Raw genomic sequence first — 23,065 nt, forward strand, 5'->3', positions numbered from 1 at the left:
GCCAGCCCTATCGGGCACAATCCTCACATCACCTGCAATAAACCATACCCTACCAGCGCCGCCCATATCAGCATCGGCACCGAATACCAATGAAAACGCCACCAGATCCGTCGATCGTTTGCCATCCGTAAAGCAATAAGATTCGCCAGCGATCCCGGCAACAACCCAAAACCGCCCACATTGACCGCCCAGGCCAGCAGCAGCGTTGGTGGGACGTAGTTCAGCAGCAAAATCGTGCTGGGAACATTACTGATAAACTGCGACAGGCCAATGGCCGTCAACCAAAGCCCCGGCGCTGAAAGCGTGCCAATCTGGTGGGTAATCTCCTGCAAGGCCGGGAGTTGCGTCAGCAAGTGCACATCAATGAACATCGCCATAAACACCAACAGCAGCGTCCAATCCACGCTGAGGATCACGCGGCGAGCCAGCACCATGAATCCTGCCGCAACGATCGCCAGGCCCCACAGCTCTTGTTTTAACTCCAGTGCCGCCAGGAAAATGATATACAGCCCCAGACAGCTCCACACCAGGCGTGGTTGCCAGTCAGGCGCGCGCGTACCGGTATGATAATGCAAATCTTTATACGGGAAACTGAACCAGCACAGCGCCACCAATGTCAGCATCATGGCCCCCGCAAGCGGCGCCATCTGCCAGGTAAACGCGGTAAACGATAAGCCGGAGCGTCCCCACATCAGAATGTTTTGCGGATTACCTATTGGCGTGAGCAACGAACCGGCGTTTACCGCCAGCGCCTCAAAGATAATCAGGCGATTTACAGGAATGGCGCACAATTTTTTCAGGGTGATCGTCAGCGGAACAACAATAAACAGCGCAACATCGTTGGTCAGAAACGTCGACAGCAGCGCTGCCGCCAGCACCATAAATATCGCCAATTGACGTTCGGTGTTAAAGCGCCGGGTCATCTTGCGCCCTAACACATCGAAGTAACCGCTTAGCTCCACGCCTTTGGTCAGTAACATCAGGCCGCTAAGTGTAATGATCGTGTGCCAGTCTATCGCCCCCGGCCACGACCGTGGCGTAAACGGCACGAACAGGCTCAGTACAACCCCGACGATGATTAACAGCTGAAAAAAGCGATCGCGCTGTAAGGCGCGTAGTAAAGGAAAACTCATTCAGAGCCTGTGCCTTGCTGTTGCGTAAACCGGCTAAAAGCCTCCAGCGTTTCCTTACTGACGTGATGCTCCATTCCCTCCGCGTCGCGACGGGCAATTTCCGGGCTGATACCTAACATCAGCAGGAAATTCTCCACAATCTGGTGACGCTCCCGACTCTCCTGAGCCAGTCGTTCACCTTCTGCGGTTAAAAACACGCCCCGCCAGGGGATCATTTCAATCAACCCAACTGAAGCAAGACGCTTAAGCATTTTAGCAACCGTCGGCTGGGAAACCCCAAGCCGTGCGGCCATATCTACCTGGCGCGCTTCACCCACCTCAATAATGAGATCGGAAATCAGCTCTACGTAGTCATCAATCAGCTCACGGCGATGTGCCTCCCGGACCTGACGAAATCCTTCAACGTGTTCTTCGACATTCACCAATTGCGTCACTTTTTTTGTTGTTGGCATACCTGCGCGACGACTCATTCTGCTTCCTCGTTACTGTGACGCGTTAACGGCATCTGATTAGAGAACGCTCATTGTAAACCAGAGTTGCGTGGGTACAAAAAATTAACGTTTTAGCAATAGCTATATAATATAGCCTGTGCTATATCTGTATATAATAAAGACATCCCTCAAGGACTGATGGGATCGTGAAGTCAGGAGGTTTATATGAATGAATTTAAGAGGTGTATACGCGTGTTTAGCCACTCTCCCTTTAAAGTACGGTTAATGCTGATCTCTATGCTGTGCGACATGATTAACAGCAAACCAGAGCAGGATAAACCTGCAGATAAATAATGCGGCGTCGCGGCACGCCGCTTCATTTTCCTGCCGTAACTCGGATACGGTGATCGTTTTCGTGCCAATAACCCTTCTTTTTGTCAGTTTTGCCACGCCCCTCGCAAAACAATTTCTTAGTAGTAGTTGACCTTCTCTTGCACACACTCTATCTTTTCGCAGCCCTGCATATATTGCGGCTCGCGGATGCGGACCCTATCCCCCTTCTCGCTCTCTCAGGCAGGCAATGACCCTTAGCGCCAGGGTAAGCACATGGCGTTTTTGTAACAGTGGCATATGAATTTAACCCTCAAAGATTCAATCATTGCTCGTAGCCGGGCGATTAGTCCGTGGACTGGCCTCTATTTCTTACAGTCTCTGCTGATCAACCTTGCGCTGGGCTATCCGCTTAGCCTGCTCTATAGCGTTGCTTTCACCTGTATATTGATGCTGCTGTGGCGCAGCGCGCCGCGTGCGCAGAAAGTGCTGATTGGCATTTGCTCGCTGATAGCGGCAATGTACTTCCCGTTTGGCCAGGCTTACGGTTCGCCGAACTTCAATACCTTGCTGGCGCTGCACTCAACCAATATGGAAGAGTCTACTGAAATTCTGACCATCTTCCCCTGGTACAGTTATCTGGTTGGGGTGTTTATTTTCGCCCTCGGTGTTATCGCCGTACGCCGTAAAAAAGAGGTGCAGCAGCGTAGCTGGAATAAGTTCGACAGCATTTGTTTGCTGTTCAGCGTTGTCGCGTTCTTTGTGACCCCGGTGCAAAACCTGGCCTGGGGCGGCGTGTTCAAGCTGAAAGACACTGGCTATCCGGTTTTCCGCTTTGCCAAGGACGTTATCGTTAATAACAACGAAGTGCTCGACGAACAAGAGCGTATGGCGAAGCTGGCGAGCGTGAAAGACAGTTGGACGGTAACTGCGGTGAAGCCGAAGTATCATACCTACGTGGTGGTCATCGGCGAAAGCGCCCGCCGCGATGCGTTAGGCGCTTTTGGCGGCCACTGGGATAACACCCCGTTTGCCAGTTCCGTTAACGGCTACATCTTCGCGGATTACATCGCGGCAAGCGGTTCGACACAAAAATCACTCGGCCTGACGCTAAATCGGGTGGTCGACAATAAACCCCAGTTCCAGGATAACTTTGTCACTCTGGCCAACCGCGCGGGATTCCAGACGTGGTGGTTCTCCAATCAGGGACAGATTGGTGAATACGATACGGCCATCGCCAGCATTGCGAAGCGAGCTGATGAAGTTCAGTTCCTCAAAAGCGGTGATTTCGAAGCGGATAAAAATACCCGTGACGAAGCGTTGTTGAAGATGACCGCCCAGGTGCTGGCAACCGAGCGCACTCAGCCACAGCTTATCGTGCTGCATTTAATGGGCTCGCATCCGCAGGCCTGCGACCGGACGCAGGGTAAATACGAGACTTTCGTCCAGTCAAAAGAGACATCTTGCTATCTGTACACCATGACGCAGACGGATGACCTGCTGCGCCAGCTTTACGATCAGTTACGTAACAGCGGTAACAGCTTCTCAATGGTCTATTTCTCCGATCATGGCCTCGCGTTTAAAGAGCGGGGGAAAGAGGTGCAGTACCTGGCGCATGACGATCAGTTCCAGCAGAATTTCCAGGTACCATTTATGGTGCTGTCGAGCGATGATAAAGCACACCGGGTGATTAAAGCCCGTCGCTCCGCCAATGATTTCCTCAGCTTTTTCTCGCAGTGGACGGGGATAAGCGCGAAGGAAATCACCAACAGCTATCGCTTTATTTCAGAGAAAAAGGCTGGCCCGGTGTACATCACCAACTTCAAATTGCAGAAGGTGGACTACAACCATCTGGGTACCGACATCTTTGAGACCAAATCTCGTTAATCTCTGAATTGCACACAAAAAAAATCCGCCCCGAGAGGCGGATTTTTTGTATCACCGAAGTGATTAGAAGCGGTAACCCACGCCAGCGATCCAGGTGCCAACGTCAACGCTACGAATACGGCTCTGCTCGTAGGAGAAGTCCAGAGCAACGTTTTCGATCGGGTTGAACTGCAGACCAGCACCGTAAGAGAAACCGTAGTCACTGGTGGTGTGGTTATCAGCCGGGGATGCTGCGTTCTGGAATTTACCGTAGCCAACACCCACTACACCGTAGATGCTTGCCCAGTCGTTCAGACGGTAAGCCGGACCAGCAGTGATGCCGTAGTACTGGGTTTTGTTGTAGTCGCCAGACGCATCGGTACGATCTTTTTCAGTGTAAGTGAAGGAACCGATAACACCCAGCGGGTTGCTGTCCTGCTCGTAGCGATACTTCAGGTTAAAACCGTTCATTTTGTTCGCTGCGCCCTGAGCATCGCTCTGAGCGTAACCACCGGTAACGGTAGAAGTCGCAGCTACAGCAGTACCTGCGGAGAAAGCCAGAACAGCGGCCAGTGCTGAAAGACATGCAATTTTTTTCATAACCACCTCAAATGTGCTTCAAGTAAATCCTAAGTTTTAAATATACCAAAAATTGATGGGAAACTCTTTGCGATTCGCGATGTCTAACGGGGTCTTTCATGTAACAGAACGTTTCAGAAACCCGCTATCTCTTTCAATTAACATCACTTTTCTAACCTAAAATGCCATTATTGCGCGCACAATATGGCACATTCATCCAGAATATTCCTAATCACACAGATTATTAATCCATCACTTTCATGCCATTGTACGGAACTGAGCAATTTTTTTTTCAACGAATACTCAACCAGCGGTGCGTATTTCCATTACACTCGCTGTTTTACTTTTCTATACATCACGTCATCCGTGTCGTAGCAAATTTGCAACGTCACGCAGATGAAGGCGTGTAATTATCATTTGACAGGAGAAAGGATGCCGGGGTCGTCACGTAAAGCGCCAGTCTGGTTGCCTATTTTGGTTTTGCTTATTGCTATGTCCTCCATTCAAAGCGGAGCATCTCTGGCAAAATCGCTATTCCCACTCGTCGGTGCGCCGGGCGTTACCGCATTGCGCCTTGCGCTGGGCACCCTCATCCTTATTGCCTTCTTTAAACCCTGGCGTTTGCGATTCGCCAAAGAACAACGCCTGCCGCTGCTGTTTTATGGTCTGTCTCTGGGCGGGATGAACTATCTCTTCTACCTGTCAATCCAGACCGTCCCGCTGGGAATTGCCGTAGCGCTGGAGTTCACCGGCCCGCTCGCGGTAGCGCTGTTTTCATCCCGACGTCCGGTGGATTTCATTTGGGTTGCACTGGCTGTACTCGGGCTTTGGTTCCTGCTGCCGTTAGGTCAGGACGTTTCTCACGTGGATTTAACCGGTGCTGCGCTGGCGCTGGGCGCTGGCGCCTGCTGGGCAATCTATATTCTTACCGGGCAACGTGCCGGCGCGGAACATGGTCCGGCGACCGTTGCGGTAGGGTCATTAATTGCGGCGCTGATTTTTGTACCCATCGGCGCGCTCCAGGCCGGGGATGCCTTGTGGCACTGGTCCATTCTACCGTTAGGCCTGGCCATTGCGGTCCTCTCCACTGCGCTTCCCTACTCGCTGGAGATGATTGCGTTGACGCGGCTGCCAACTCGCACTTTTGGTACTCTGATGAGTATGGAACCCGCACTGGCTGCGGTTTCAGGAATGATCTTCCTCGGTGAAACGCTGACGCTTGTCCAGACGCTCGCTCTGGGCGCCATTATTGTCGCATCAATGGGTTCGACGCTCACTATTCGCAAAGAACCACAAATTAAGCAAGTTGACGTGAATTAACCACTTAATATTCTGCATGGTTTGCATAATCATGCAGAATATTCAATTGTAAATCTGCGTGATAATTATTCTAATAAATATAATTTTCTCATCTGCATATTTCTTGAAATTTTTACATTAACATAAAAATAACACACCTCCATTAACAACCATCATATATATATGATTTTATTAGTTATTTCACATCCACCTCTCTCTTCGCTATTAAAGTGATAGGTAACACCGGAAAAATAAATCCAAAATTCACGCTATACTTATTCCCGTTGAAGAGCTGGGACATAATTATCAAGAGGATATGAAAATATGAGTACCGCAAAACTGGTAAAAACAAAAGCATCTGCCCTCCTTTATACCCGCAACGATGTAACAGATAGCGAAAAGAAAGCGACCGTAGAGCTGCTGAATCAGCAAGTGATCCAGTTCATCGACCTGTCTTTGATCACCAAACAGGCTCACTGGAACATGCGCGGCGCGAACTTCATTGCTGTGCATGAAATGCTCGATGGCTTCCGTACTGCCCTGACCGACCACCTCGATACCATGGCTGAGCGCGCCGTACAGTTAGGCGGTGTGGCATTGGGTACCACCCAGGTTATTAACAGCAAAACGCCTCTGAAAAGCTATCCGCTGGATATCCATAGCGTACAGGACCACTTAAAAGAGCTGGCCGATCGTTATGCCGTCGTCGCTAACAGCGTCCGTAAAGCCATTAGCGAAGCAAAAGACGAAGATACAGCAGATATCTTCACCGCCGCTTCACGCGACCTCGACAAATTCCTGTGGTTTATCGAAGCCAACATTGAATAACAGCAGACATAAGAATTACCTATATAACCCTCGCCCTGGCGGGGGTTTTGCACATCTATGGTGCATGACATTGATCGTTCGTCACTCCAAAGTAAATTATTTGTAATAATCACTTCACACAATCGTTAACGAAAGATTGTTTTATCAACAATTTTTACGCTAAATAGTCATACCGTTTGCACTGTGTCAGGTACGCACCAAATGAGTGCCCCAAAATAGTGCAGATCGCCCACTTTGCCCTACTTATTGTGCAGAGAAACGAGACACCCTCTTGTTAAAACAATGAGTTGCAAAACTGGCACGATTTTTTCATTAAGCCATATGTTCTCGCAGGGGATCGCCCCGTGGATATAAAAGGAAATCCTATGAAGTCTGTATTAAAAGTCTCACTGGCTGCACTTACCCTGGCTTTTGCGGTGTCCTCCCATGCCGCAGATAAAAAACTGGTTGTCGCAACCGACACCGCGTTTGTACCGTTCGAATTCAAACAGGGTGACAAATACGTTGGTTTTGATGTGGATCTGTGGGCTGCCGTGGCCAAAGAACTGAAGCTGGATTATGAACTGAAACCAATGGATTTCAGCGGCATCATCCCGGCTCTGCAAACCAAGAATATCGACCTGGCGCTGGCGGGTATCACCATCACTGATGAGCGTAAAAAAGCGATCGACTTCTCTGACGGCTACTACAAAAGCGGTCTGTTAGTGATGGTCAAAGCGAATAATAACGACGTGAAAAGCGTGAAAGATCTGGATGGTAAAGTCGTCGCGGTGAAGAGCGGCACGGGTTCCGTTGATTACGCGAAAGCTAACATCAAAACCAAAGATCTGCGTCAGTTCCCGAATATCGATAACGCATATATGGAACTGGGCACCAACCGCGCAGACGCCGTGCTGCACGACACGCCAAACATTCTTTACTTCATCAAAACCGCTGGCAACGGTCAGTTCAAAGCTGTAGGCGAATCCCTGGAAGCCCAGCAGTACGGTATCGCCTTCCCGAAAGGCAGCGATGAACTGCGTGAGAAAGTGAACGGCGCGCTGAAAACGCTGAAAGAGAACGGCACATACAACGAAATCTACAAAAAATGGTTCGGTACCGAACCTAAATAACAAGAACGTTCTGTAACGCCCGGTAGCGCCAGCGCCGCCGGGCCTGCAATTTTGAGTCATCGCGTTATGGCTCATTACTTTTCTCACCACGGTAACAGGAACGAAATATGCAGTTTGACTGGAGTGCCATCTGGCCCGCCATCCCGCTTTTGATTGAAGGCGCCAAAATGACCCTGTGGATCTCGGTCCTCGGTCTGGCAGGCGGTCTGATAATCGGGCTTGCAGCAGGGTTTGCGCGTACTTTCGGCGGTTGGATAGCCAACCACGTAGCGCTGGTGTTTATCGAAGTCATTCGCGGTACGCCAATCGTTGTGCAGGTGATGTTTATTTACTTTGCCCTGCCAATGGCATTTAACGATTTACGCATTGATCCCTTTAGCGCCGCCGTTGTCACCATCATGATCAACTCCGGCGCCTATATTGCGGAAATCACCCGCGGCGCGGTGCTCTCAATCCATAAAGGATTCAGCGAAGCCGGACTGGCGCTTGGGCTTTCACGTACAGAGACTATCCGCCACGTTATTTTACCTCTCGCGCTGCGTCGTATGCTGCCACCGCTGGGCAACCAGTGGATCATCAGCATTAAAGATACCTCGCTGTTTATTGTCATTGGCGTCGCTGAACTGACCCGTCAGGGCCAGGAAATCATTGCCGGTAACTTCCGCGCACTGGAAATCTGGAGCGCCGTTGCGGTGTTCTATCTGATCATTACGCTGGTGCTGAGCTTCATTCTGCGTCGTCTGGAAAGAAGGATGAAAATCCTGTGATTGAATTTAAAAACGTTTCTAAGCACTTTGGCCCAACCCAGGTGCTGCACAATATTGACCTGAACATTCAGCAGGGCGAAGTGGTGGTAATTATCGGGCCATCCGGGTCCGGCAAATCAACCCTGCTGCGCTGCATTAACAAACTGGAAGAGATAACCTCTGGCGATCTGATCGTCGACGGTCTGAAGGTAAACGATCCAAAGGTAGACGAGCGGTTAATCCGCCAGGAAGCCGGGATGGTGTTTCAGCAGTTCTACCTGTTCCCGCATCTGACGGCGCTGGAAAACGTCATGTTCGGACCGCAGCGCGTACGCGGAGCGAATAAAGAACAGGCCGAGAAACTGGCTAAAGAGCTGCTGGCGAAAGTAGGTCTGGCCGAGCGTGCGCATCACTACCCTTCTGAGCTGTCTGGCGGTCAACAGCAGCGTGTGGCGATCGCCCGTGCGCTGGCGGTGAAGCCGAAAATGATGCTGTTTGATGAGCCAACCTCAGCGCTGGACCCGGAACTGCGCCACGAAGTTCTAAAAGTTATGCAGGATCTGGCGGAGGAAGGGATGACCATGGTCATTGTGACCCACGAAATCGGCTTTGCCGAAAAAGTGGCTTCACGCCTGATTTTCATCGATAAAGGACGTATTGCCGAAGACGGTAATCCGCAGGCCCTGATTGAAAATCCGCCCAGCCAACGTTTACAGGAATTCTTGCAGCACGTTTCCTGATAGCTCTCCCTCCCTTCGCCTGAAGGGAGGTTTTTCACCAGAATCCTCTCATTTCATTTCTCCCCCGCCCTGGCATCTATACTTATCCTTTTGAATTTATTTTCTCATGGGAGGAGTCATGCGCTGGATCCTGTTCATCTTTGTTTGTCTGGTGAGTCTCCCGACTCAGGCGGTGACGATACCTGGCGTCACTACGACAACGTCAACCAACGCGCAAACCGCGCCGACGAAAGAGCCGGATGTTGAACAGAAGAAAGCGGCCTACGGCGCACTGGCTGATGTGCTGGAAAATGACGCCTCGCGCCAGGAACTGATCGGTCAGTTACGCAAAGTGGCGACAGCGCCCCCTGCCGAGCCGGTGCCAACCATTGTTCCGCCCACGTTAACGGAAGAAAAAACGGTGCTGGAAAACGTCACGGATGTCACCCGCCACTACGGTGAGGCGCTCTCCAGCCGCTTTGCTCAGCTTTACCGCAATATTACCGATGCACCACACAAAACCTTCAACCCGCAAACGTTCACCAATGCCCTGACCCATTTTTTAATGCTGGCGGCGTCAGTGTTCGGTTTTTTCTGGCTGCTTCGCCTGTGCGCGCTGCCGCTGTATCGCAAAATGGGGCAATGGGCACGACGGAAAAACCGCGAACGCAGCAACTGGCTCCAGCTTCCGGCGATGATCATCGGCGCATTCATTATCGATTTGCTTCTGCTGGCGCTGACTTTGTTTGTCGGGCAGATACTGAGCGACAGAATGAACGCCGGTAGCCGCACTATCGCCTTTCAGCAAAGTCTGTTTCTCAATGCCTTTGCGCTGATTGAGTTCTTCAAAGCCATTCTGCGCCTGATATTTTGCCCAACGGTGGCCGAACTGCGCCCGTTTAACATTCAGGATGCCGGTGCGCGCTACTGGAATCGCCGTTTAAGTTCATTGAGCAGCCTGATTGGATACGGACTTATCGTTGCCGTGCCCATTATCTCGAATCAGGTCAACGTGCAGGTCGGCGCGATGGCCAACGTCATCATCATGCTGTGTATCACGCTATGGGCGCTGTACCTGATTTTCAGAAACAAGAAAGAGATAACGCAGCATTTGCTGAATCTGGCGGAAAGATCGTTAGCGTTTTTCAGCCTGTTTATCCGCGCCTTTGCGCTGGTATGGCATTGGCTGGCCAGCGCCTACTTCATTGTGCTGTTTTTCTTCTCGCTGTTTGATCCTGGCAACAGCCTGAAATTCATGATGGGCGCTACGCTGCGCAGTCTGGTAATCATTGGAATTGCCGCCTTTGTTTCCGGCATGTTTTCCCGCTGGATAGCCAAAACTATTACCCTTTCGCCACACACCCAGCGCAGCTATCCGGAACTACAAAAACGGTTGAATGGCTGGCTGTCGACGGCGTTAAGCGTGGCCAGGATCCTGACGGTGTGCGTCGCGGTAATGCTGCTACTGAATGCCTGGGGATTGTTCGACTTCTGGAACTGGCTGCATTACGGCGCAGGAGAAAAAACGGTGGATATCCTGATCCGTATCGCACTGATTTTATTCTTCTCCGCCATCGGCTGGACGATCCTTGCCAGCCTGATTGAAAATCGTCTGGCTTCCGATATTCACGGCCGCCCGCTCCCCAGCGCCCGTACCCGCACCCTGCTGACGCTGTTTCGCAACGCGCTGGCGGTGATCATCAGCACGATCACCATCATGATTGTGCTATCCGAAATTGGCGTCAATATCGCGCCCTTACTGGCCGGGGCCGGGGCGCTGGGGCTGGCTATCTCTTTCGGCTCGCAAACGCTGGTAAAAGATATTATTACCGGGATCTTTATTCAGTTCGAAAATGGCATGAACACCGGCGACCTGGTGACCATCGGTCCACTCACCGGTACGGTTGAACGGATGTCCATCCGCTCTGTGGGCGTCCGTCAGGACACCGGGGCGTACCATATCATTCCCTGGTCATCGATAACGACCTTCGCCAACTTTGTGCGCGGGATTGGATCGGTCGTCGCCAATTACGACGTAGACCGCCATGAGGATGCAGATAAAGCGAATCAGGCGTTGAAAGACGCTGTGGCTGCGGTGATGGAACAGGACGATATTCGCGGGCTGATTATTGGCGAACCGTCGTTTGCCGGGATTGTGGGCTTAACCAATACGGCCTTCACGCTACGGGTCTCATTTACCACATTACCGCTGAAACAGTGGACGGTACGTTTCGCGCTCGACAGCCAGGTGAAGAAATACTTCGATCTGGCCAACGTACGCGCGCCGGTACAGACGTATCAGGTTTTGCCTGCGCCGGTGAATGGCCCTGCGTCGGCAGCAAGCGAACCGCTGCCGCCAACCGAGCCAACGCTTTAGCGTTTACGCGCCATAAAACGGCGACGCTGATCGTTATCCATAAAGGTCCAGGCAATAAAGCGACTCTGCTTTTGCCCCTGGGCCATCTCTTTCTTAACCACTTTCACCGCGCCCGCATCCGTTAACGCGTGGTACAGCGGTGGCAAATTCTCACCGCGCGAAACCAGCGTGGTGAACCACATCACCTGACGGCCAAAGGCCTGGCTTTCGGCGATCATTTTTTTGATGAATGCCACTTCACCGCCTTCACACCACAGCTCCTGCTGCTGCCCGCCAAAGTTCAGCGCATCATCTTTATCCTGCCCCAGATTACGACGTTTGCGCTCGCTTCCGGCGCGGGCTGAAGCCGCAGAATCATGGAACGGCGGGTTACACAATGTGGCTTCATATTGCTCATTCTTGTGAATGATACCGTTGAAGATTGCCGTAGCATCTTTCTGGCGACGCAGACGAATAGCACGAGTTAACCCCGGATTGGCATTTACGATCGCCTGAGCGCTGTTAAACGCTTCGCTACTGGTCTCACTACCGGTGAATCGCCAGCCATATTCATGCACGCCGATCAGCGGATAAATACAGTTTGCCCCAACTCCCACGTCCAGCACGCTCGCATTTGCCGGAATGGTTCCGCTGGTTTCACCTAACAGGTCGGCCAGATGGTGAATGTAGTCAGCGCGACCAGGAACCGGCGGGCACAGAAAACCGTCTGGAATATCCCAGTTTTTCACCGCATAAAAATGCGCCAGCAGTGCTTTATTGAGCGCCTTCACTGCCTGCGGATTCGCAAAATCAACACTCTGCTCGCCGCCCGGCGTGAGGGTGAGAAATTGCGTCAACTCGGGTGTAACCTGGCATAAAGTCGCAAGATCATAACGGCCATTGTGGCGGTTGCGTGGGTGTAATCCCGGTTTCTGGGGGGACATAGCATTCTCCTTTTAACAGCGGCGTAAGATACCCGCATAACGCCACGCGGTAAACACACAGCAAGGAAATTTGCTTTTTTTATACCTATTTGATGGCTTGCTGATTGTTCAAAAAACAGACATCTCATCACCAGTTTTTTGCGGTAAATGTTATCCACTGACGGCCTAAACTTATCAGGCACGACCTGTTGTTTCTCAGAGGATATCACCATGAAGAAATGCCTCACATTCCTTGCCGCTACCGTACTGACCGGCATGACATTTGCGTCCTTTGCTGCACAGCCCTACACCAGCCCCCAAACCGGCCAGCTACAAGCTTCCGGCACTGTTTTCGCTACCGGAGCTTCTAACCTGAGCGATCTCGAAGACAAGCTGGCAGAGAAAGCGAAAGAGCAAGGCGCAAAAGGCTTTGTCGTCAATTCTGCGGGCGGTAAAAACCAGATGTACGGCAGCGCAACTATCTATAAGTAGTCCCTCACCTTAGCCCAACTGCATTCACCCCGAATGCAGTTTGCTACCTACTGTTCACGTCGTTCACCGCTCAAATTGTAATCATCGTGTAGCAATTTTGAATCCAATGTAAATAAATGTATTTATTTTTGAATTAATGAATGCTAAAACGTCGCACTGATTAGTAATGCTTATCAAAATCATTATCAATTACACATTCACTCCCGCGAGGCCTGCAGGGTATAACATCCACAGAGATGTCCCTTCGCGCGAGTGAAACCGTCTACTCAAAAAATAATAAGTCACTCACTAACATGGATAAAAATCGCAATTTGCCTGCCAGTAGTTTTCATTCACTGACTTTTTTTGCCGGTCTGTGTATTGGCCTGTCTCCGGTAGCTCAGGCTGTCGCCGCGGGCGATCAAGATAAAAAACAAGAAGATACGTTGGTTGTTGAAGCGGCCAAACCTTCGTTATACGCCCCAACGCAGTCTGCCGACCCTAAGTTCTCCCGCCCGGTAGCGGATACAACCCGCACCATGACAGTGATTTCTGAGCAGGTGATTAAGGATCAAGGTGCAACCAATCTGACCGATGCGCTGAAAAACGTACCGGGCGTTGGCGCGTTTTTCGCCGGTGAGAACGGCAACTCCACTACCGGCGACGCGGTTTACATGCGTGGTGCGGATACCTCGAACAGTATTTATATCGACGGTATCCGTGATATTGGCAGCGTTACGCGCGACACTTTCAATACCGAACAGGTTGAAGTGATCAAAGGCCCCTCCGGCACCGACTATGGCCGTAGCGCACCAACGGGCTCCATCAATATGATCAGCAAACAGCCGCGCACTGACTCAGGGATCGATGCCTCGGCCAGCGTCGGTAGCGCCTGGTTCCGCCGTGGTACGCTGGACATTAACCAGGTCATCGGCGAGACCACCGCTGCACGGTTAAACCTGATGGGTGAAAAAACGCATGATGCCGGTCGCGATAACGTTAAGAATGAACGTTATGGTGTGGCCCCCTCTCTCGCCTTTGGCTTAGGCACTGAGAACCGACTGTATCTGAACTATCTGCATGTCACCCAGCACAACACCCCGGATGGAGGTGTCCCGACCATCGGTCTGCCGGGATATTCCGCGCCTTCCGCGGGGACTGCTGCACTGAATCAGTCAGGAAAAGTGGATACGCATAACTTCTACGGTACCAACTCTGATTACGACGATTCGACGACCGATACCGCAACGATGCGTTTTGAACATGACCTGAACGACAGCACCACTATTCGCAACACCACCCGCTGGTCACGCATTAAGCAGGATTATCTGATGACGGCGGTGATGGGCAGCGCGACTAACATCACCCAACCCACCAGCAGCGTCGACACCTGGACCTGGTCACGCCTGGCAAATACCAAAGATGTCAGCAATAAGATCCTGACCAACCAGACCAACCTGACCTCAAAATTTTACACGGGCTCCATCGGTCACGACATCAGCACCGGCGTGGAGCTAACGCGTGAAACGCAAACCAACTATGGTGTAAACCCGATCACCCCGCCGCCGGTAAATATCTATCATCCCGACAGCAATGTGAATATCGGCGGATTGTCTCGTAACGGCGCTAATGCTAACGGGCAAACCGATACCTTCGGTGTATACGCCTTTGATACGCTACAGATTACCCGTGAGTTTGAACTAAACGGTGGTATTCGCCTCGACAATTACCGCACGGAATATGACAGCGCCACCGCTTGCGGCGCTTCTGGTCGCGGCGCGGTCGCGTGTCCGACAGGCGTGGCGAAAGGTTCTCCGGTCACCACCGTGGATACTGCCAAATCAGGCAATCTGGTGAACTGGAAAGCGGGCGCGCTGTATCACCTGACCGATAACGGTAACGTTTACATTAACTACGCCGTTTCTCAGCAACCGCCGGGCGGCAGCAACTTTGCCCTCGCTCAGGGCGGAAGCGGTAACAGTGCGAACCGTACCGATTTCAAACCGCAGAAAGCGAAAACCAGCGAGATCGGCACCAAATGGGAGGTGCTGGATAAGCGCCTGCTGTTAACTGCCGCGATTTTCCGTACGGATATTGAGAACGAAGTTGAGCAGAACGACGACGGCACATATTCCCAGTACGGGGAGAAGCGCGTTGAAGGTTACGAACTCTCGGTAGCAGGGAACATCACTCCCGCATGGCAGGTTATTGGGGGTTACACCCAGCAGCGCGCGACGATCCACAGCGGCAAAAACGTTGCTCAGGATGGTTCTTCATCTCTGCCGTATACGCCAGAACATGCGTTCACGCTGTGGAACCAGTATCAGGCTACCGATGATATCTCTGTTGGCGCGGGCGCTCGCTACGTGGGCAGTATGCATCGCGGTTCCGACGGGGCCGTGGGTACGCCATCCTACACCGAAGGTTACTGGGTCGCCGACGCGAAACTGGGTTATCGCGTGAATCGCAATCTCGATTTCCAGTTGAACGTCTATAACCTGTTCGACACCGATTATGTATCCTCCATTAATAAGAGTGGATACCGTTACCATCCGGGTGAGCCAAGAACCTTCCTGCTCACGGCAAATATGCATTTCTGATCTTTTACGTGGGGCGTAAGCCCCACTTTCAGGAGAAACACTGATGATGTATCACATTCCCGGCATTCTGTCGGCGCAGGATGTCGCCTGGTTTCGCGAACAGCTGGACGCTGCCGACTGGGTTGATGGCCGCGCAACCACGGGCGCTCAGGGCGCGCAGGTTAAAAACAACCAGCAGGTGAATACGCAAAGTGAACGTTACGGCGTTTTACAACAGGCGGTACAAAACGCGGTGAACAACAGCGCGTTATTCTTCGCCGCTGCATTACCGAAAACGCTCTCCACACCGCTGTTCAATCGCTACCAGGACAACGAGACCTACGGTTTTCACGTTGACGGCGCGGTGCGTAGTCATCCGCAAAACGGCTGGATGCGCACAGATCTTTCCGCCACCTTATTCCTGAGTAATCCTGACGATTATGAGGGAGGAGAGCTGCTGGTCAATGACACCTACGGCCAGCATGCGGTAAAACTTCCGGCAGGCGATCTGGTACTTTACCCTTCCAGCAGTCTGCACTGCGTTACGCCGGTGACCCATGGTGTTCGGGTGGCGTCCTTTATGTGGATCCAGTCGATGATCCGGGACGATAAAAATCGCGCCATGCTTTTTGAGCTGGATAAAAACATCCAGTCCCTGAAGACACGTCATGGGGAGAGTAGCGAGATCCTGTCGCTTCTCAATCTCTACCATAACCTGCTGCGCGAATGGTCTGAAATCTGATACCGCTGACGCGTGGTCGTTTTTCAGCCATCACATTCGCTATACTTATTCTGTAGACATCAGCAGGAGGTAGATATGGCATCCGGATGGGCAAATGACGACGCTGTTAACGAACAGATCAACAATACTATTGAAGATGCTGTTGCCCGCGCCCGCGGTGAGTTACCGACGGGGGAAAGTCTGTATGAATGCGAAGAATGTGGTAATCCAATCCCTCAGGCCAGACGGGAGGCCGTGCCCGGCGTACGCTTGTGCATCACATGCCAGCAGGATAAAGATTCAAATAACGCAGCATTCTCAGGATATAATCGCAGAGGTTCGAAAGACAGCCAGCTACGTTGACTTATCTTTACCGAAAGTTTCAGCGCATACGATTTCCTTTACGAGCACGCTTTTTTGCACTCTGTGTAGCAAAATGTGCCGTTGTCGGTTTCTCTGTAAGGCGCAATGACAAGAACTGTAAATCCCTCTTTCGAATTTATTAATATTCAATAAGTTATTTGTCATTCAATTTTTTTGATTAATGTCGTCAATTCTATTCGATTTTATCTCGCATAAAAAAACGTGATACTTCTCACATCGACGAAACAACGTCTTCTTAAAGAACACTGACTAACAGAACAAACCTGCGAGAAATTAATCATGAAAAATATCAAATTTGCTGTTGCCGCCATCGCTCTGTCTACCCTGTCATTTGGCGTTTTCGCTGCCGAGCCAGTTTCCTCTACTCAGGCGCAAAACATGAACAAAATTGGTGTGGTATCTGCTGACGGCGCCACCACGCTGGACGGCCTGGAAGCAAAACTGGCTGAAAAAGCGACTGCTGCTGGCGCAACGGGTTACAGCATCACTTCCGCTATCGGCAAAGACAAAATGAGCGGCACCGCGGTTATCTATAAATAACCGAAAGATTACCTGTACGACCCAATGCTCCAACCCTCATTGACCCTGTTTGTTACCCTTTGTTTGCCCGTCCGCCACTGGACGGGCTTTTTTTTGCTTAGTGTTCCAGTCGTTGACGGAATTCCTGCAACACGGCGTCTGGCATCCCTATTTGCAACGCCGCCTCGCAAATCGCCTGCCAGCTTCCGGCATCCAGCGGAATACCTTGCTCCAGCCGTTCTTCACGAGTATTCACCTCCCACTCCCCTGGCAACAGGATCGGGGCATCTTCAGCATGGGGGGACGCTTTCACCCACTTAGCAAATGCCGCGACCTGGTTGTCGCAGTCCGGCGCGCCAAACAGTTCCGGATTCATAATGATGGTCGTCATACAGTTAATGATGGCGTCCGCGCTGGTCTGCAGACTCTCTTCATGTGTGGTTTTACCACCAGAAAGCGCTCCCCCCATAATTTCGCACATTGCCGCCAGCGCATAACCCTTGTGTTGGGCGAAGGTCAGCAACGACCCCAGCGGAGAGACCTGCATTACGGCAGGATCGGTTGTGGGTACCCCATTAGCATCAATCAGGCATCCCGGAGCCACCGGCTCACCCTTGTGCCATGCAACGCGGGTTTTGCCAAACGCGATGGCGCTGGTTGCATAGTCCAGCAACAACGGGAACGTATTTTTACGTGGGAACACCACACAGAAGGGGTTGGTGCCAAATCGACTATCGCGGCCATGAAACGGTGCGACCATCGGGATCCCTACCACATTCACAAAGTGCACCGAAACAAAACCCGCCGCCGCACATTGCTCCGCCCAGTAGCCAATGCGTCCAATATGGTGCGAATTATGTAATGCCACGGCAGCGATACCGTACTGGCGCGCTTTTTCGATCCCAAGCGTAATTGCCTCGTGGGCCGCCACCTGACCAAATGCGCAGTCGCCGTCAAGCGTAATCACCGCTCCCGCATCGTTGACCACTTTGGCATGGCGGTTGATCTGCAGGTGTCCCTGCGAAAATGAGCGAATATAGCTTGGGATCATGCCGATACCGTGGGAGTCGTGGCCGGCGAGGTTAGAGGCTATCAGATGATCGGCCACCAGCCGCGCCTCCAGTTCATTGCTTCCCATCTGGTGAAAAACGGCCTGGATAAAGGCGTGCAGCGTTGGCACATGGAAGCGATGTCCACTGTTCATTGTTATCTCCTGTTGTGTCGCGTGTTGATTGTGGTTCTTATTTTTCAACAAACTATGCTGCGCCACAGCGCTCAGGAGATCAATAAACGTGCAGAAATTTCACGTTGCCGGAAGGCGTGAAGCGACGGGCCAGGCAAATGACCCGTCGGGAGAAAGAAAAATCAGAAGCTTTGCTCGACGCGGTCAAGTCCTTCAGCCAGCGTCGCGGATTCACCGGTTGCTACCAGGCAGCAGGCCATCTGGATTTTCAGCGATGCCGGAACCGGCTCACTGCCCGCCAGACAACGCTCAATCCAGCGCGCGGTAGTTTCCGGGTCTTTAGCCACCGGCAGTGGGACCGGCTCATCGGGCATCTCGCTCTGCCGGTCCTGTAGCACTCGCACGCCGGACGAATCTATCAGGCTTATCTGCGGGCAGCGCTGCGGGTTGGCGTACACTTCACCCTCGGTACCGTGCATCAACAGGGCACGCCCACCGATATCGCCGAAAAATTTCGCCACGCGCGATACGTATTCCGGGTGGGAAACGCTGGAAAGACGCAGCGCGGCATCTTCGGCAAACGGCGTGGCTAATTTAGCCAGCGTATGCGCACTGTTACGCACGCCCATTCGCCAGCGCATCGCCAGCTGTTTTTCCAGCGGAGGACACAGCGCACTCACCGGGATAAACACCGGCTCATGACCATCCAGCTTTGCCTGCGCCTGCCCGGCATGCAGCGTCGGCGCAATCCCCATCAGTTCGAAAATGGTTTCAGTCAGCACGCGGGTTGGATCCTCGCTGACACCGTGCACCACCACCGGGAAGCCCAGCTTATGCAGTAAAATCGCCAGCAGCGGAGTCAAATTTGCCTGCTTGCGCGCGCCATTGTAGCTGGGAATGACAATCGGCATGGGTTTGGCCACTGGCGGAGTCAGGCGAATGGTGTGGTTCTGCATCGCTTCGTAAAAGCCCAGCATCTCCGCTTCGCCTTCGCCTTTAATACGCAGCGCAATCAGTACACCGCCCATCTCAAGATCGGGCACTTCGCCGTTCATCATATGGGTATACAGTCCGCGAGCGGTATCCTTATCCAGGTCACGCGCGTGATTTTTTCCTCGCCCAATCTCTTTGATGATTTTGCGGTAATCCATCGATAACTCCTTGCCTGTTGCTCGCATCGTTAACGCCGACGGCGACGCGTGGGTTTCGCTTTTTCTTTTGGTTTTACTATAACGTCTGGCACAGCAGGTTGCTCTATCGGAAATATGGGTAATGCGTTCAGTAAACGCTTGCCATAGCTTTTGGTCAATAAACGCTTGTCATAAATAACCACTTCTCCCCAGCAGCCGTGGCTACGAATGAGTCGCCCAACCTGCTGGATCAGATTGAACGACGCCGCGGGCAAGCTCTGCACCTCAAAGGGGTAGCGGTTCAGGCTTTTCAGCCACTCGCCCTCGGTGATCACCACCGGGCTGTCGATAGGCGGAAAAGCAATTTTGTGAATATGCACCTGGGTCAGCAAGTCGCCTTTCAAATCCAGACCTTCGGCAAAAGATTGCAGCCCAATCAGTACGCTACGCTCGCCGTTGGTCACCCGCTTGCGGTGCAGCTCCACCAGTCGATAGCGCGGCTGGTCGCCCTGTACCAGCAACAGCAGACGCAGATCGGTAACGTGCTCAAGAAAACGCTGCATTGCCCGACCGCTGGCAAAGAGTACCAGCATGCCCTGATGCTTTTTACTTTCCAGCTGTTCGCGGAAATAGGCGGCCATTTCCGCGATATGCTGCTCTTCGTTATCAATTGACGGTTCGTAGCGCATCTGTGGAATGACGATTTTGCCTTGCTCAACGTGATTAAACGGTGAATCCAGCGCGATAAAGCGGTCCCCTGCTTTTTCTTTCAGCCCGCTCATCTCCTGCAAACGCGAGAAGCTGTTGAGCGAACGCAGCGTGGCGGAGGTCACGATAATATGCGGTACGCTGCGCCACAGCAGTCGTTCAAGCTGATCGCTCACACGGATCCCCACACAGTGGAACCAGACGTGGATCTGCCCGTCACGCACTTCGCGCGTCGCCCATTTACTCACCGGCGCGCCTGACGACTGCGCGAGCGAAGCCAGCCGCCACAGTTTGCTTTGCGCCTCAAACATGCCCAAAGCCCGATTCATCTGCAAAATAACCCGATGCAGACGCACAATATCGTGGGTGCCGGTTTTTTCGCTGAGATCGTTGAGGAACAGTTCCGCCAGACCGCGCAGCATTTCTGTTAGCTTCGCCAGACGCTGACAAATCTCCATCACTTCCGCAGGCAGTTCGCCCATCGCGAAACGGTGTTCCGCCTCCTGGGTCGCAGGCATATACAGATTAAGAATGTTATTGAGCGATGAAATCAGCTCATACAGTTCCTCACAGTGACCGTTCAGACGCTCGGCATTCGCCAGCGGCGGCGTGGTTTTTGGGCGAAACTGTTCCAGGCAGGTGGCTACTAATTTGCAAAACAGATCCAACTGCAGCCGATACCAGGGGGCGCTGATTTCTGCGCTCATCTCCAGCGCATCACGCGCGACGTCCGGCAAATGGTGACCTTCATCAAGGACCAGCAGCAGGTTCTTCGGCTCCGGCAAAACAGCTTCGCTTTCCATGGCCGCCATCACCAGCGCGTGGTTAGCCACCACCACTTCGGCTTCCTGAATCTCACGGCGGGCGACAAAAAAGGGGCATTCACGATAGTAGTGACAGTTACGATTCAAACAGCTGGCTTTATCAGTGCTCAAGCGCTGCCAGAGTCCGTCGTCGATAGCGATATCCGTGTGATCGCGCAGCCCGTCCCACTTGTAGCTATCGAGATCGCCTTTTAGCCTGGCGCAGCGCTTTTGTTCTTCCTGGTTGTTGGGCGTCAGGTCATCGTCGAGAAAGGCCAACAGATCCTGCTGATTGGGTTCGCTACTGGCCAGCGCCGCTAAATTACGCGGGCAGACATAACGCCCGCGACCAAACGCGGCGGTAAAACGCAGATCGGGGATAATTTTGCGCAGCAGCGGTAAATCTTTGCTGTAGATCTGATCCTGTAAAGCAACGTTGGCGGTACTGACCACCAGCGTTTTTTGTTCTTCACGCGCTATGGCAATACCGGGAATCAGGTACGACAGCGTTTTCCCCACCCCGGTCGGCGCTTCAATCGCCAGATGCCGCCCTTCTTCCCCAGTGAGCGTTTTCGCGACGTCAGCAATCATCTGCCGCTGCGGCGCACGGGGAATAAAGTCGGGGATCTGTTCCTGAAGCGCCTTATACCAGGCGGCAATTTGCGCTTTTAGCGCAGCCGTTAGTGCCATGAGAAAACCTGAAATACTGTATAAACAGCCACTATTGTGGCACGTTCTGATACGTGTCGCAAAAAGAAAAGCCCGACCTTTCGGCCGGGCTCGCAATTACTGCGCTGAAGACGGTTTGCGCGGACGGCGCGGTGGACGAGGCTTATCGCCCGCCGGTTTGCCTTCGCCGCTACGCGGTTTCGCTTTTGGCGCACCGCCATCCTGACGACGCGGCTGCTGGCCACGCCCTGCTCCACCCTGGCCGCGACCACCGCCGCCACGCTGCTGGCGACCATTCTGGATCGGCTCGGCTTTGATGGACGGGTCTGGCTCGTAGCCTGGCATCGCAATTCGCGGGATCTCTTTTTTCAGCAGCTTCTCGATGTCACGCAGCAGCTTGTGTTCATCGACGCACACCAGAGACAACGCTTCGCCGGTAGCGGCCGCACGACCGGTACGACCAATACGGTGCACGTAATCTTCCGGGACATTTGGCAGCTCGTAGTTCACCACGTGCGGCAGCTCTTCAATATCCAGACCGCGCGCGGCAATATCGGTCGCCACCAGCACACGAATATCACCGGATTTAAAATCAGCCAGCGCACGCGTACGCGCCCCCTGAGATTTATTACCGTGGATCGCCGCGCTGCGAATGCCGTCTTTATTCAGCTGTTCCGCCAGATGGTTCGCACCATGTTTGGTACGGGTAAACACCAGCACCTGCTGCCAGTTACCCTGACCGATCATCTGCGACAACAGTTCACGTTTACGCTTTTTATCAACGAAATGAACGTGCTGAGTCACCTGCTCTGACGCGGTATTACGGCGCGCCACTTCGATTTCCAGCGGATTGTGCAGCAGCTTTTCGGCCAGCGACTTAATATCATCAGAGAACGTTGCTGAGAACAGCAGGTTCTGGCGTTTTGCCGGCAGTTTCGCCAGAACGCGACGGATATCATGAATAAAACCCATATCCAGCATGCGGTCAGCTTCATCCAGTACCAGAATCTCAACCTGATCCAGTTTCACCGCATTCTGGTGTTCCAGATCGAGCAAACGACCAGGCGTGGCGATCAGCACATCCACACCGCCGCGCAGCTTCATCATCTGCGGGTTAATGCTCACGCCGCCGAAGACCACCAGCGAGCGAATATTCAGATACTTACTGTAATCACGTACGTTTTCGCCAATCTGGGCCGCCAGTTCGCGAGTTGGCGTAAGGATCAGCGCACGCACCGGACGACGGCTTTTGCCATGCGGCTGATGGGTAATCAGGTGCTGCAACAGCGGCAGGGTAAAACCTGCCGTTTTCCCCGTACCGGTCTGGGCGCTGGCCATCAGATCGCGGCCTTCCAGCACGGCAGGGATCGCCTGCTGCTGAATAGGGGTAGGTTCACGGTAACCCTGCTCGGCAACGGCACGTAAAATATCAGGGTTTAAACCAAGGGAATCAAAAGACATAACAACTCCGAACCACCCTGACCGTTACCGGTGTCGTTTTCAGGGAGATACATATAATAAAGATGACAAAAACCACAATGTCATGAAGGGGCGGAGTGTAGCAGTTTTTGTGATG

21 protein-coding genes are annotated in these 23,065 nt (G+C 52.6%); 13 read left to right on the forward strand and 8 right to left on the reverse strand.

The genetic code is table 11. The annotated features are described in order from the left end of the window. Window positions 1-23: 23 nt before the first annotated feature. Window positions 24-1,133 (reverse strand): anion transporter, encoded by a 1,110-nt coding sequence (locus HV243_RS16870; RefSeq protein ID WP_053388802.1) that lies wholly within the window; start codon window positions 1,131-1,133, stop codon window positions 24-26. Next, the gene (gene mntR, locus HV243_RS16875) at window positions 1,130-1,603 is read right to left on the reverse strand and encodes a manganese-binding transcriptional regulator MntR (RefSeq protein WP_003831586.1); all 474 of its coding nucleotides are present in this window, start codon (window positions 1,601-1,603) and stop codon (window positions 1,130-1,132) included. Before mntR ends, HV243_RS16870 begins: the two co-directional genes overlap by 4 nt. 186 nt (window positions 1,604-1,789) lie before the next feature. Here mntR and mntS point away from each other — a divergent pair, with 186 nt between their 5' ends. Then, the gene (mntS, locus tag HV243_RS16880) at window positions 1,790-1,918 is read left to right on the forward strand and encodes a manganase accumulation protein MntS (protein ID WP_016152374.1); all 129 of its coding nucleotides are present in this window, start codon (window positions 1,790-1,792) and stop codon (window positions 1,916-1,918) included. A 276-nt stretch (window positions 1,919-2,194) separates the two neighbouring features. Beyond that, the gene (locus tag HV243_RS16885) at window positions 2,195-3,781 is read left to right on the forward strand and encodes a phosphoethanolamine transferase (RefSeq protein WP_047359432.1); all 1,587 of its coding nucleotides are present in this window, start codon (window positions 2,195-2,197) and stop codon (window positions 3,779-3,781) included. A gap of 63 nt (window positions 3,782-3,844) precedes the next feature. On the opposite strand, the gene ompX is transcribed toward HV243_RS16885, so the two are convergent. Continuing rightward, a complete protein-coding gene (gene ompX / locus HV243_RS16890; protein WP_016152372.1) occupies window positions 3,845-4,360 on the reverse strand; it encodes an outer membrane protein OmpX in 516 nt (171 codons plus the stop codon). 411 nt (window positions 4,361-4,771) lie between these two features. Between ompX and rhtA the strand changes: the two genes are divergently transcribed. The 6 genes from rhtA to ybiO all read left to right on the forward strand — a co-directional run bounded on the left by rhtA (window position 4,772) and on the right by ybiO (window position 11,420). Continuing rightward, window positions 4,772-5,659 carry a threonine/homoserine exporter RhtA gene (gene rhtA, locus HV243_RS16895; protein ID WP_016156069.1) on the forward strand — a complete coding sequence of 296 codons (888 nt, stop codon included), beginning with the start codon at window positions 4,772-4,774 and terminating at the stop codon, window positions 5,657-5,659. A gap of 303 nt (window positions 5,660-5,962) precedes the next feature. Then, window positions 5,963-6,466, forward strand: coding sequence for a DNA starvation/stationary phase protection protein Dps (gene dps / locus HV243_RS16900; RefSeq protein WP_006685362.1), 504 nt, complete (start codon window positions 5,963-5,965; stop codon window positions 6,464-6,466). Between the two features lie 365 nt (window positions 6,467-6,831). Further along, window positions 6,832-7,578, forward strand: a complete 747-nt coding sequence (glnH, locus tag HV243_RS16905; protein WP_016152370.1) for a glutamine ABC transporter substrate-binding protein GlnH — start codon at window positions 6,832-6,834, stop codon at window positions 7,576-7,578. Between the two features lie 107 nt (window positions 7,579-7,685). Further along, window positions 7,686-8,345, forward strand: a complete 660-nt coding sequence (gene glnP, locus HV243_RS16910) for a glutamine ABC transporter permease GlnP (protein WP_003035248.1) — start codon at window positions 7,686-7,688, stop codon at window positions 8,343-8,345. Next, complete coding sequence (glnQ, locus tag HV243_RS16915; protein WP_003035246.1) at window positions 8,342-9,064, forward strand: glutamine ABC transporter ATP-binding protein GlnQ; 723 nt, start codon at window positions 8,342-8,344, stop codon at window positions 9,062-9,064. The genes glnP and glnQ overlap by 4 nt, the downstream gene beginning before the upstream one ends. Window positions 9,065-9,182: 118 nt before the next feature. After that, window positions 9,183-11,420, forward strand: a complete 2,238-nt coding sequence (ybiO, locus tag HV243_RS16920; RefSeq protein WP_053388801.1) for a mechanosensitive channel protein — start codon at window positions 9,183-9,185, stop codon at window positions 11,418-11,420. Here ybiO and rlmF read toward each other — a convergent pair. Beyond that, a complete protein-coding gene (gene rlmF / locus HV243_RS16925; RefSeq protein WP_016152368.1) occupies window positions 11,417-12,343 on the reverse strand; it encodes a 23S rRNA (adenine(1618)-N(6))-methyltransferase RlmF in 927 nt (308 codons plus the stop codon). The genes ybiO and rlmF overlap by 4 nt on opposite strands. 210 nt (window positions 12,344-12,553) lie before the next feature. On the opposite strand from rlmF, the gene mcbA reads away from it, so the two are divergent. The 5 genes from mcbA (at window position 12,554) to ybiJ (ending at window position 17,017) form a co-directional block, all read left to right on the forward strand. Next, window positions 12,554-12,814 (forward strand): DUF1471 family periplasmic protein McbA, encoded by a 261-nt coding sequence (gene mcbA, locus HV243_RS16930; protein WP_016152367.1) that lies wholly within the window; start codon window positions 12,554-12,556, stop codon window positions 12,812-12,814. A 293-nt stretch (window positions 12,815-13,107) separates the two neighbouring features. Further along, complete coding sequence (locus HV243_RS16935) at window positions 13,108-15,393, forward strand: catecholate siderophore receptor Fiu (RefSeq protein ID WP_046274670.1); 2,286 nt, start codon at window positions 13,108-13,110, stop codon at window positions 15,391-15,393. A 43-nt stretch (window positions 15,394-15,436) separates the two neighbouring features. Further along, window positions 15,437-16,114 (forward strand): PKHD-type hydroxylase YbiX, encoded by a 678-nt coding sequence (ybiX, locus tag HV243_RS16940; RefSeq protein ID WP_053388800.1) that lies wholly within the window; start codon window positions 15,437-15,439, stop codon window positions 16,112-16,114. Between the two features lie 75 nt (window positions 16,115-16,189). Next, window positions 16,190-16,456, forward strand: a complete 267-nt coding sequence (locus tag HV243_RS16945) for a DksA/TraR family C4-type zinc finger protein (RefSeq protein ID WP_053388799.1) — start codon at window positions 16,190-16,192, stop codon at window positions 16,454-16,456. 300 nt (window positions 16,457-16,756) lie between these two features. Then, window positions 16,757-17,017: a DUF1471 family protein YbiJ gene (ybiJ, locus tag HV243_RS16950; RefSeq protein WP_016152363.1), complete on the forward strand. Its 261-nt coding sequence runs from the start codon at window positions 16,757-16,759 to the stop codon at window positions 17,015-17,017. A gap of 97 nt (window positions 17,018-17,114) precedes the next feature. On the opposite strand, the gene HV243_RS16955 is transcribed toward ybiJ, so the two are convergent. The 4 genes from HV243_RS16955 to rhlE all read right to left on the reverse strand — a co-directional run bounded on the left by HV243_RS16955 (window position 17,115) and on the right by rhlE (window position 22,950). Beyond that, entirely contained in the window at window positions 17,115-18,200 is a 1,086-nt protein-coding gene (locus HV243_RS16955; protein ID WP_046274639.1) for a malate/lactate/ureidoglycolate dehydrogenase, read from the reverse strand. Between the two features lie 161 nt (window positions 18,201-18,361). After that, window positions 18,362-19,330: a DNA-binding protein YbiB gene (ybiB, locus tag HV243_RS16960; RefSeq protein WP_046274638.1), complete on the reverse strand. Its 969-nt coding sequence runs from the start codon at window positions 19,328-19,330 to the stop codon at window positions 18,362-18,364. A 29-nt stretch (window positions 19,331-19,359) separates the two neighbouring features. Then, complete coding sequence (dinG, locus tag HV243_RS16965) at window positions 19,360-21,510, reverse strand: ATP-dependent DNA helicase DinG (protein WP_046274637.1); 2,151 nt, start codon at window positions 21,508-21,510, stop codon at window positions 19,360-19,362. A 96-nt stretch (window positions 21,511-21,606) separates the two neighbouring features. Beyond that, window positions 21,607-22,950 carry an ATP-dependent RNA helicase RhlE gene (rhlE, locus tag HV243_RS16970; protein WP_016152359.1) on the reverse strand — a complete coding sequence of 448 codons (1,344 nt, stop codon included), beginning with the start codon at window positions 22,948-22,950 and terminating at the stop codon, window positions 21,607-21,609. Window positions 22,951-23,065: the final 115 nt, after the last annotated feature.

Origin of the sequence: Citrobacter sp. RHBSTW-00599 (assembly GCF_013784065.1) — a bacterium.
GTDB lineage: Bacteria > Pseudomonadota > Gammaproteobacteria > Enterobacterales > Enterobacteriaceae > Citrobacter > Citrobacter braakii.

Excerpts from the sequence above, each read along its gene's own strand:
- mntS (WP_016152374.1), top strand. The coding sequence starts at position 1,790 with ATGAATGAATTTAAGAGGTGTATACGCGTGTTTAGCCACTCTCCCTTT.
- ybiO (WP_053388801.1), top strand. The coding sequence starts at position 9,183 with ATGCGCTGGATCCTGTTCATCTTTGTTTGTCTGGTGAGTCTCCCGACT.
- mcbA (WP_016152367.1), top strand. The coding sequence starts at position 12,554 with ATGAAGAAATGCCTCACATTCCTTGCCGCTACCGTACTGACCGGCATG.
- HV243_RS16945 (WP_053388799.1), top strand. The coding sequence starts at position 16,190 with ATGGCATCCGGATGGGCAAATGACGACGCTGTTAACGAACAGATCAAC.
- glnP (WP_003035248.1), top strand. The coding sequence starts at position 7,686 with ATGCAGTTTGACTGGAGTGCCATCTGGCCCGCCATCCCGCTTTTGATT.
- dps (WP_006685362.1), top strand. The coding sequence starts at position 5,963 with ATGAGTACCGCAAAACTGGTAAAAACAAAAGCATCTGCCCTCCTTTAT.
- HV243_RS16870 (WP_053388802.1), bottom strand. The coding sequence starts at position 1,133 with ATGAGTTTTCCTTTACTACGCGCCTTACAGCGCGATCGCTTTTTTCAG.
- HV243_RS16955 (WP_046274639.1), bottom strand. The coding sequence starts at position 18,200 with ATGAACAGTGGACATCGCTTCCATGTGCCAACGCTGCACGCCTTTATC.
- glnH (WP_016152370.1), top strand. The coding sequence starts at position 6,832 with ATGAAGTCTGTATTAAAAGTCTCACTGGCTGCACTTACCCTGGCTTTT.
- HV243_RS16935 (WP_046274670.1), top strand. The coding sequence starts at position 13,108 with ATGGATAAAAATCGCAATTTGCCTGCCAGTAGTTTTCATTCACTGACT.
- ompX (WP_016152372.1), bottom strand. The coding sequence starts at position 4,360 with ATGAAAAAAATTGCATGTCTTTCAGCACTGGCCGCTGTTCTGGCTTTC.
- HV243_RS16885 (WP_047359432.1), top strand. The coding sequence starts at position 2,195 with ATGAATTTAACCCTCAAAGATTCAATCATTGCTCGTAGCCGGGCGATT.
- rlmF (WP_016152368.1), bottom strand. The coding sequence starts at position 12,343 with ATGTCCCCCCAGAAACCGGGATTACACCCACGCAACCGCCACAATGGC.
- ybiX (WP_053388800.1), top strand. The coding sequence starts at position 15,437 with ATGATGTATCACATTCCCGGCATTCTGTCGGCGCAGGATGTCGCCTGG.
- ybiB (WP_046274638.1), bottom strand. The coding sequence starts at position 19,330 with ATGGATTACCGCAAAATCATCAAAGAGATTGGGCGAGGAAAAAATCAC.
- mntR (WP_003831586.1), bottom strand. The coding sequence starts at position 1,603 with ATGAGTCGTCGCGCAGGTATGCCAACAACAAAAAAAGTGACGCAATTG.
- rhlE (WP_016152359.1), bottom strand. The coding sequence starts at position 22,950 with ATGTCTTTTGATTCCCTTGGTTTAAACCCTGATATTTTACGTGCCGTT.
- rhtA (WP_016156069.1), top strand. The coding sequence starts at position 4,772 with ATGCCGGGGTCGTCACGTAAAGCGCCAGTCTGGTTGCCTATTTTGGTT.
- dinG (WP_046274637.1), bottom strand. The coding sequence starts at position 21,510 with ATGGCACTAACGGCTGCGCTAAAAGCGCAAATTGCCGCCTGGTATAAG.
- ybiJ (WP_016152363.1), top strand. The coding sequence starts at position 16,757 with ATGAAAAATATCAAATTTGCTGTTGCCGCCATCGCTCTGTCTACCCTG.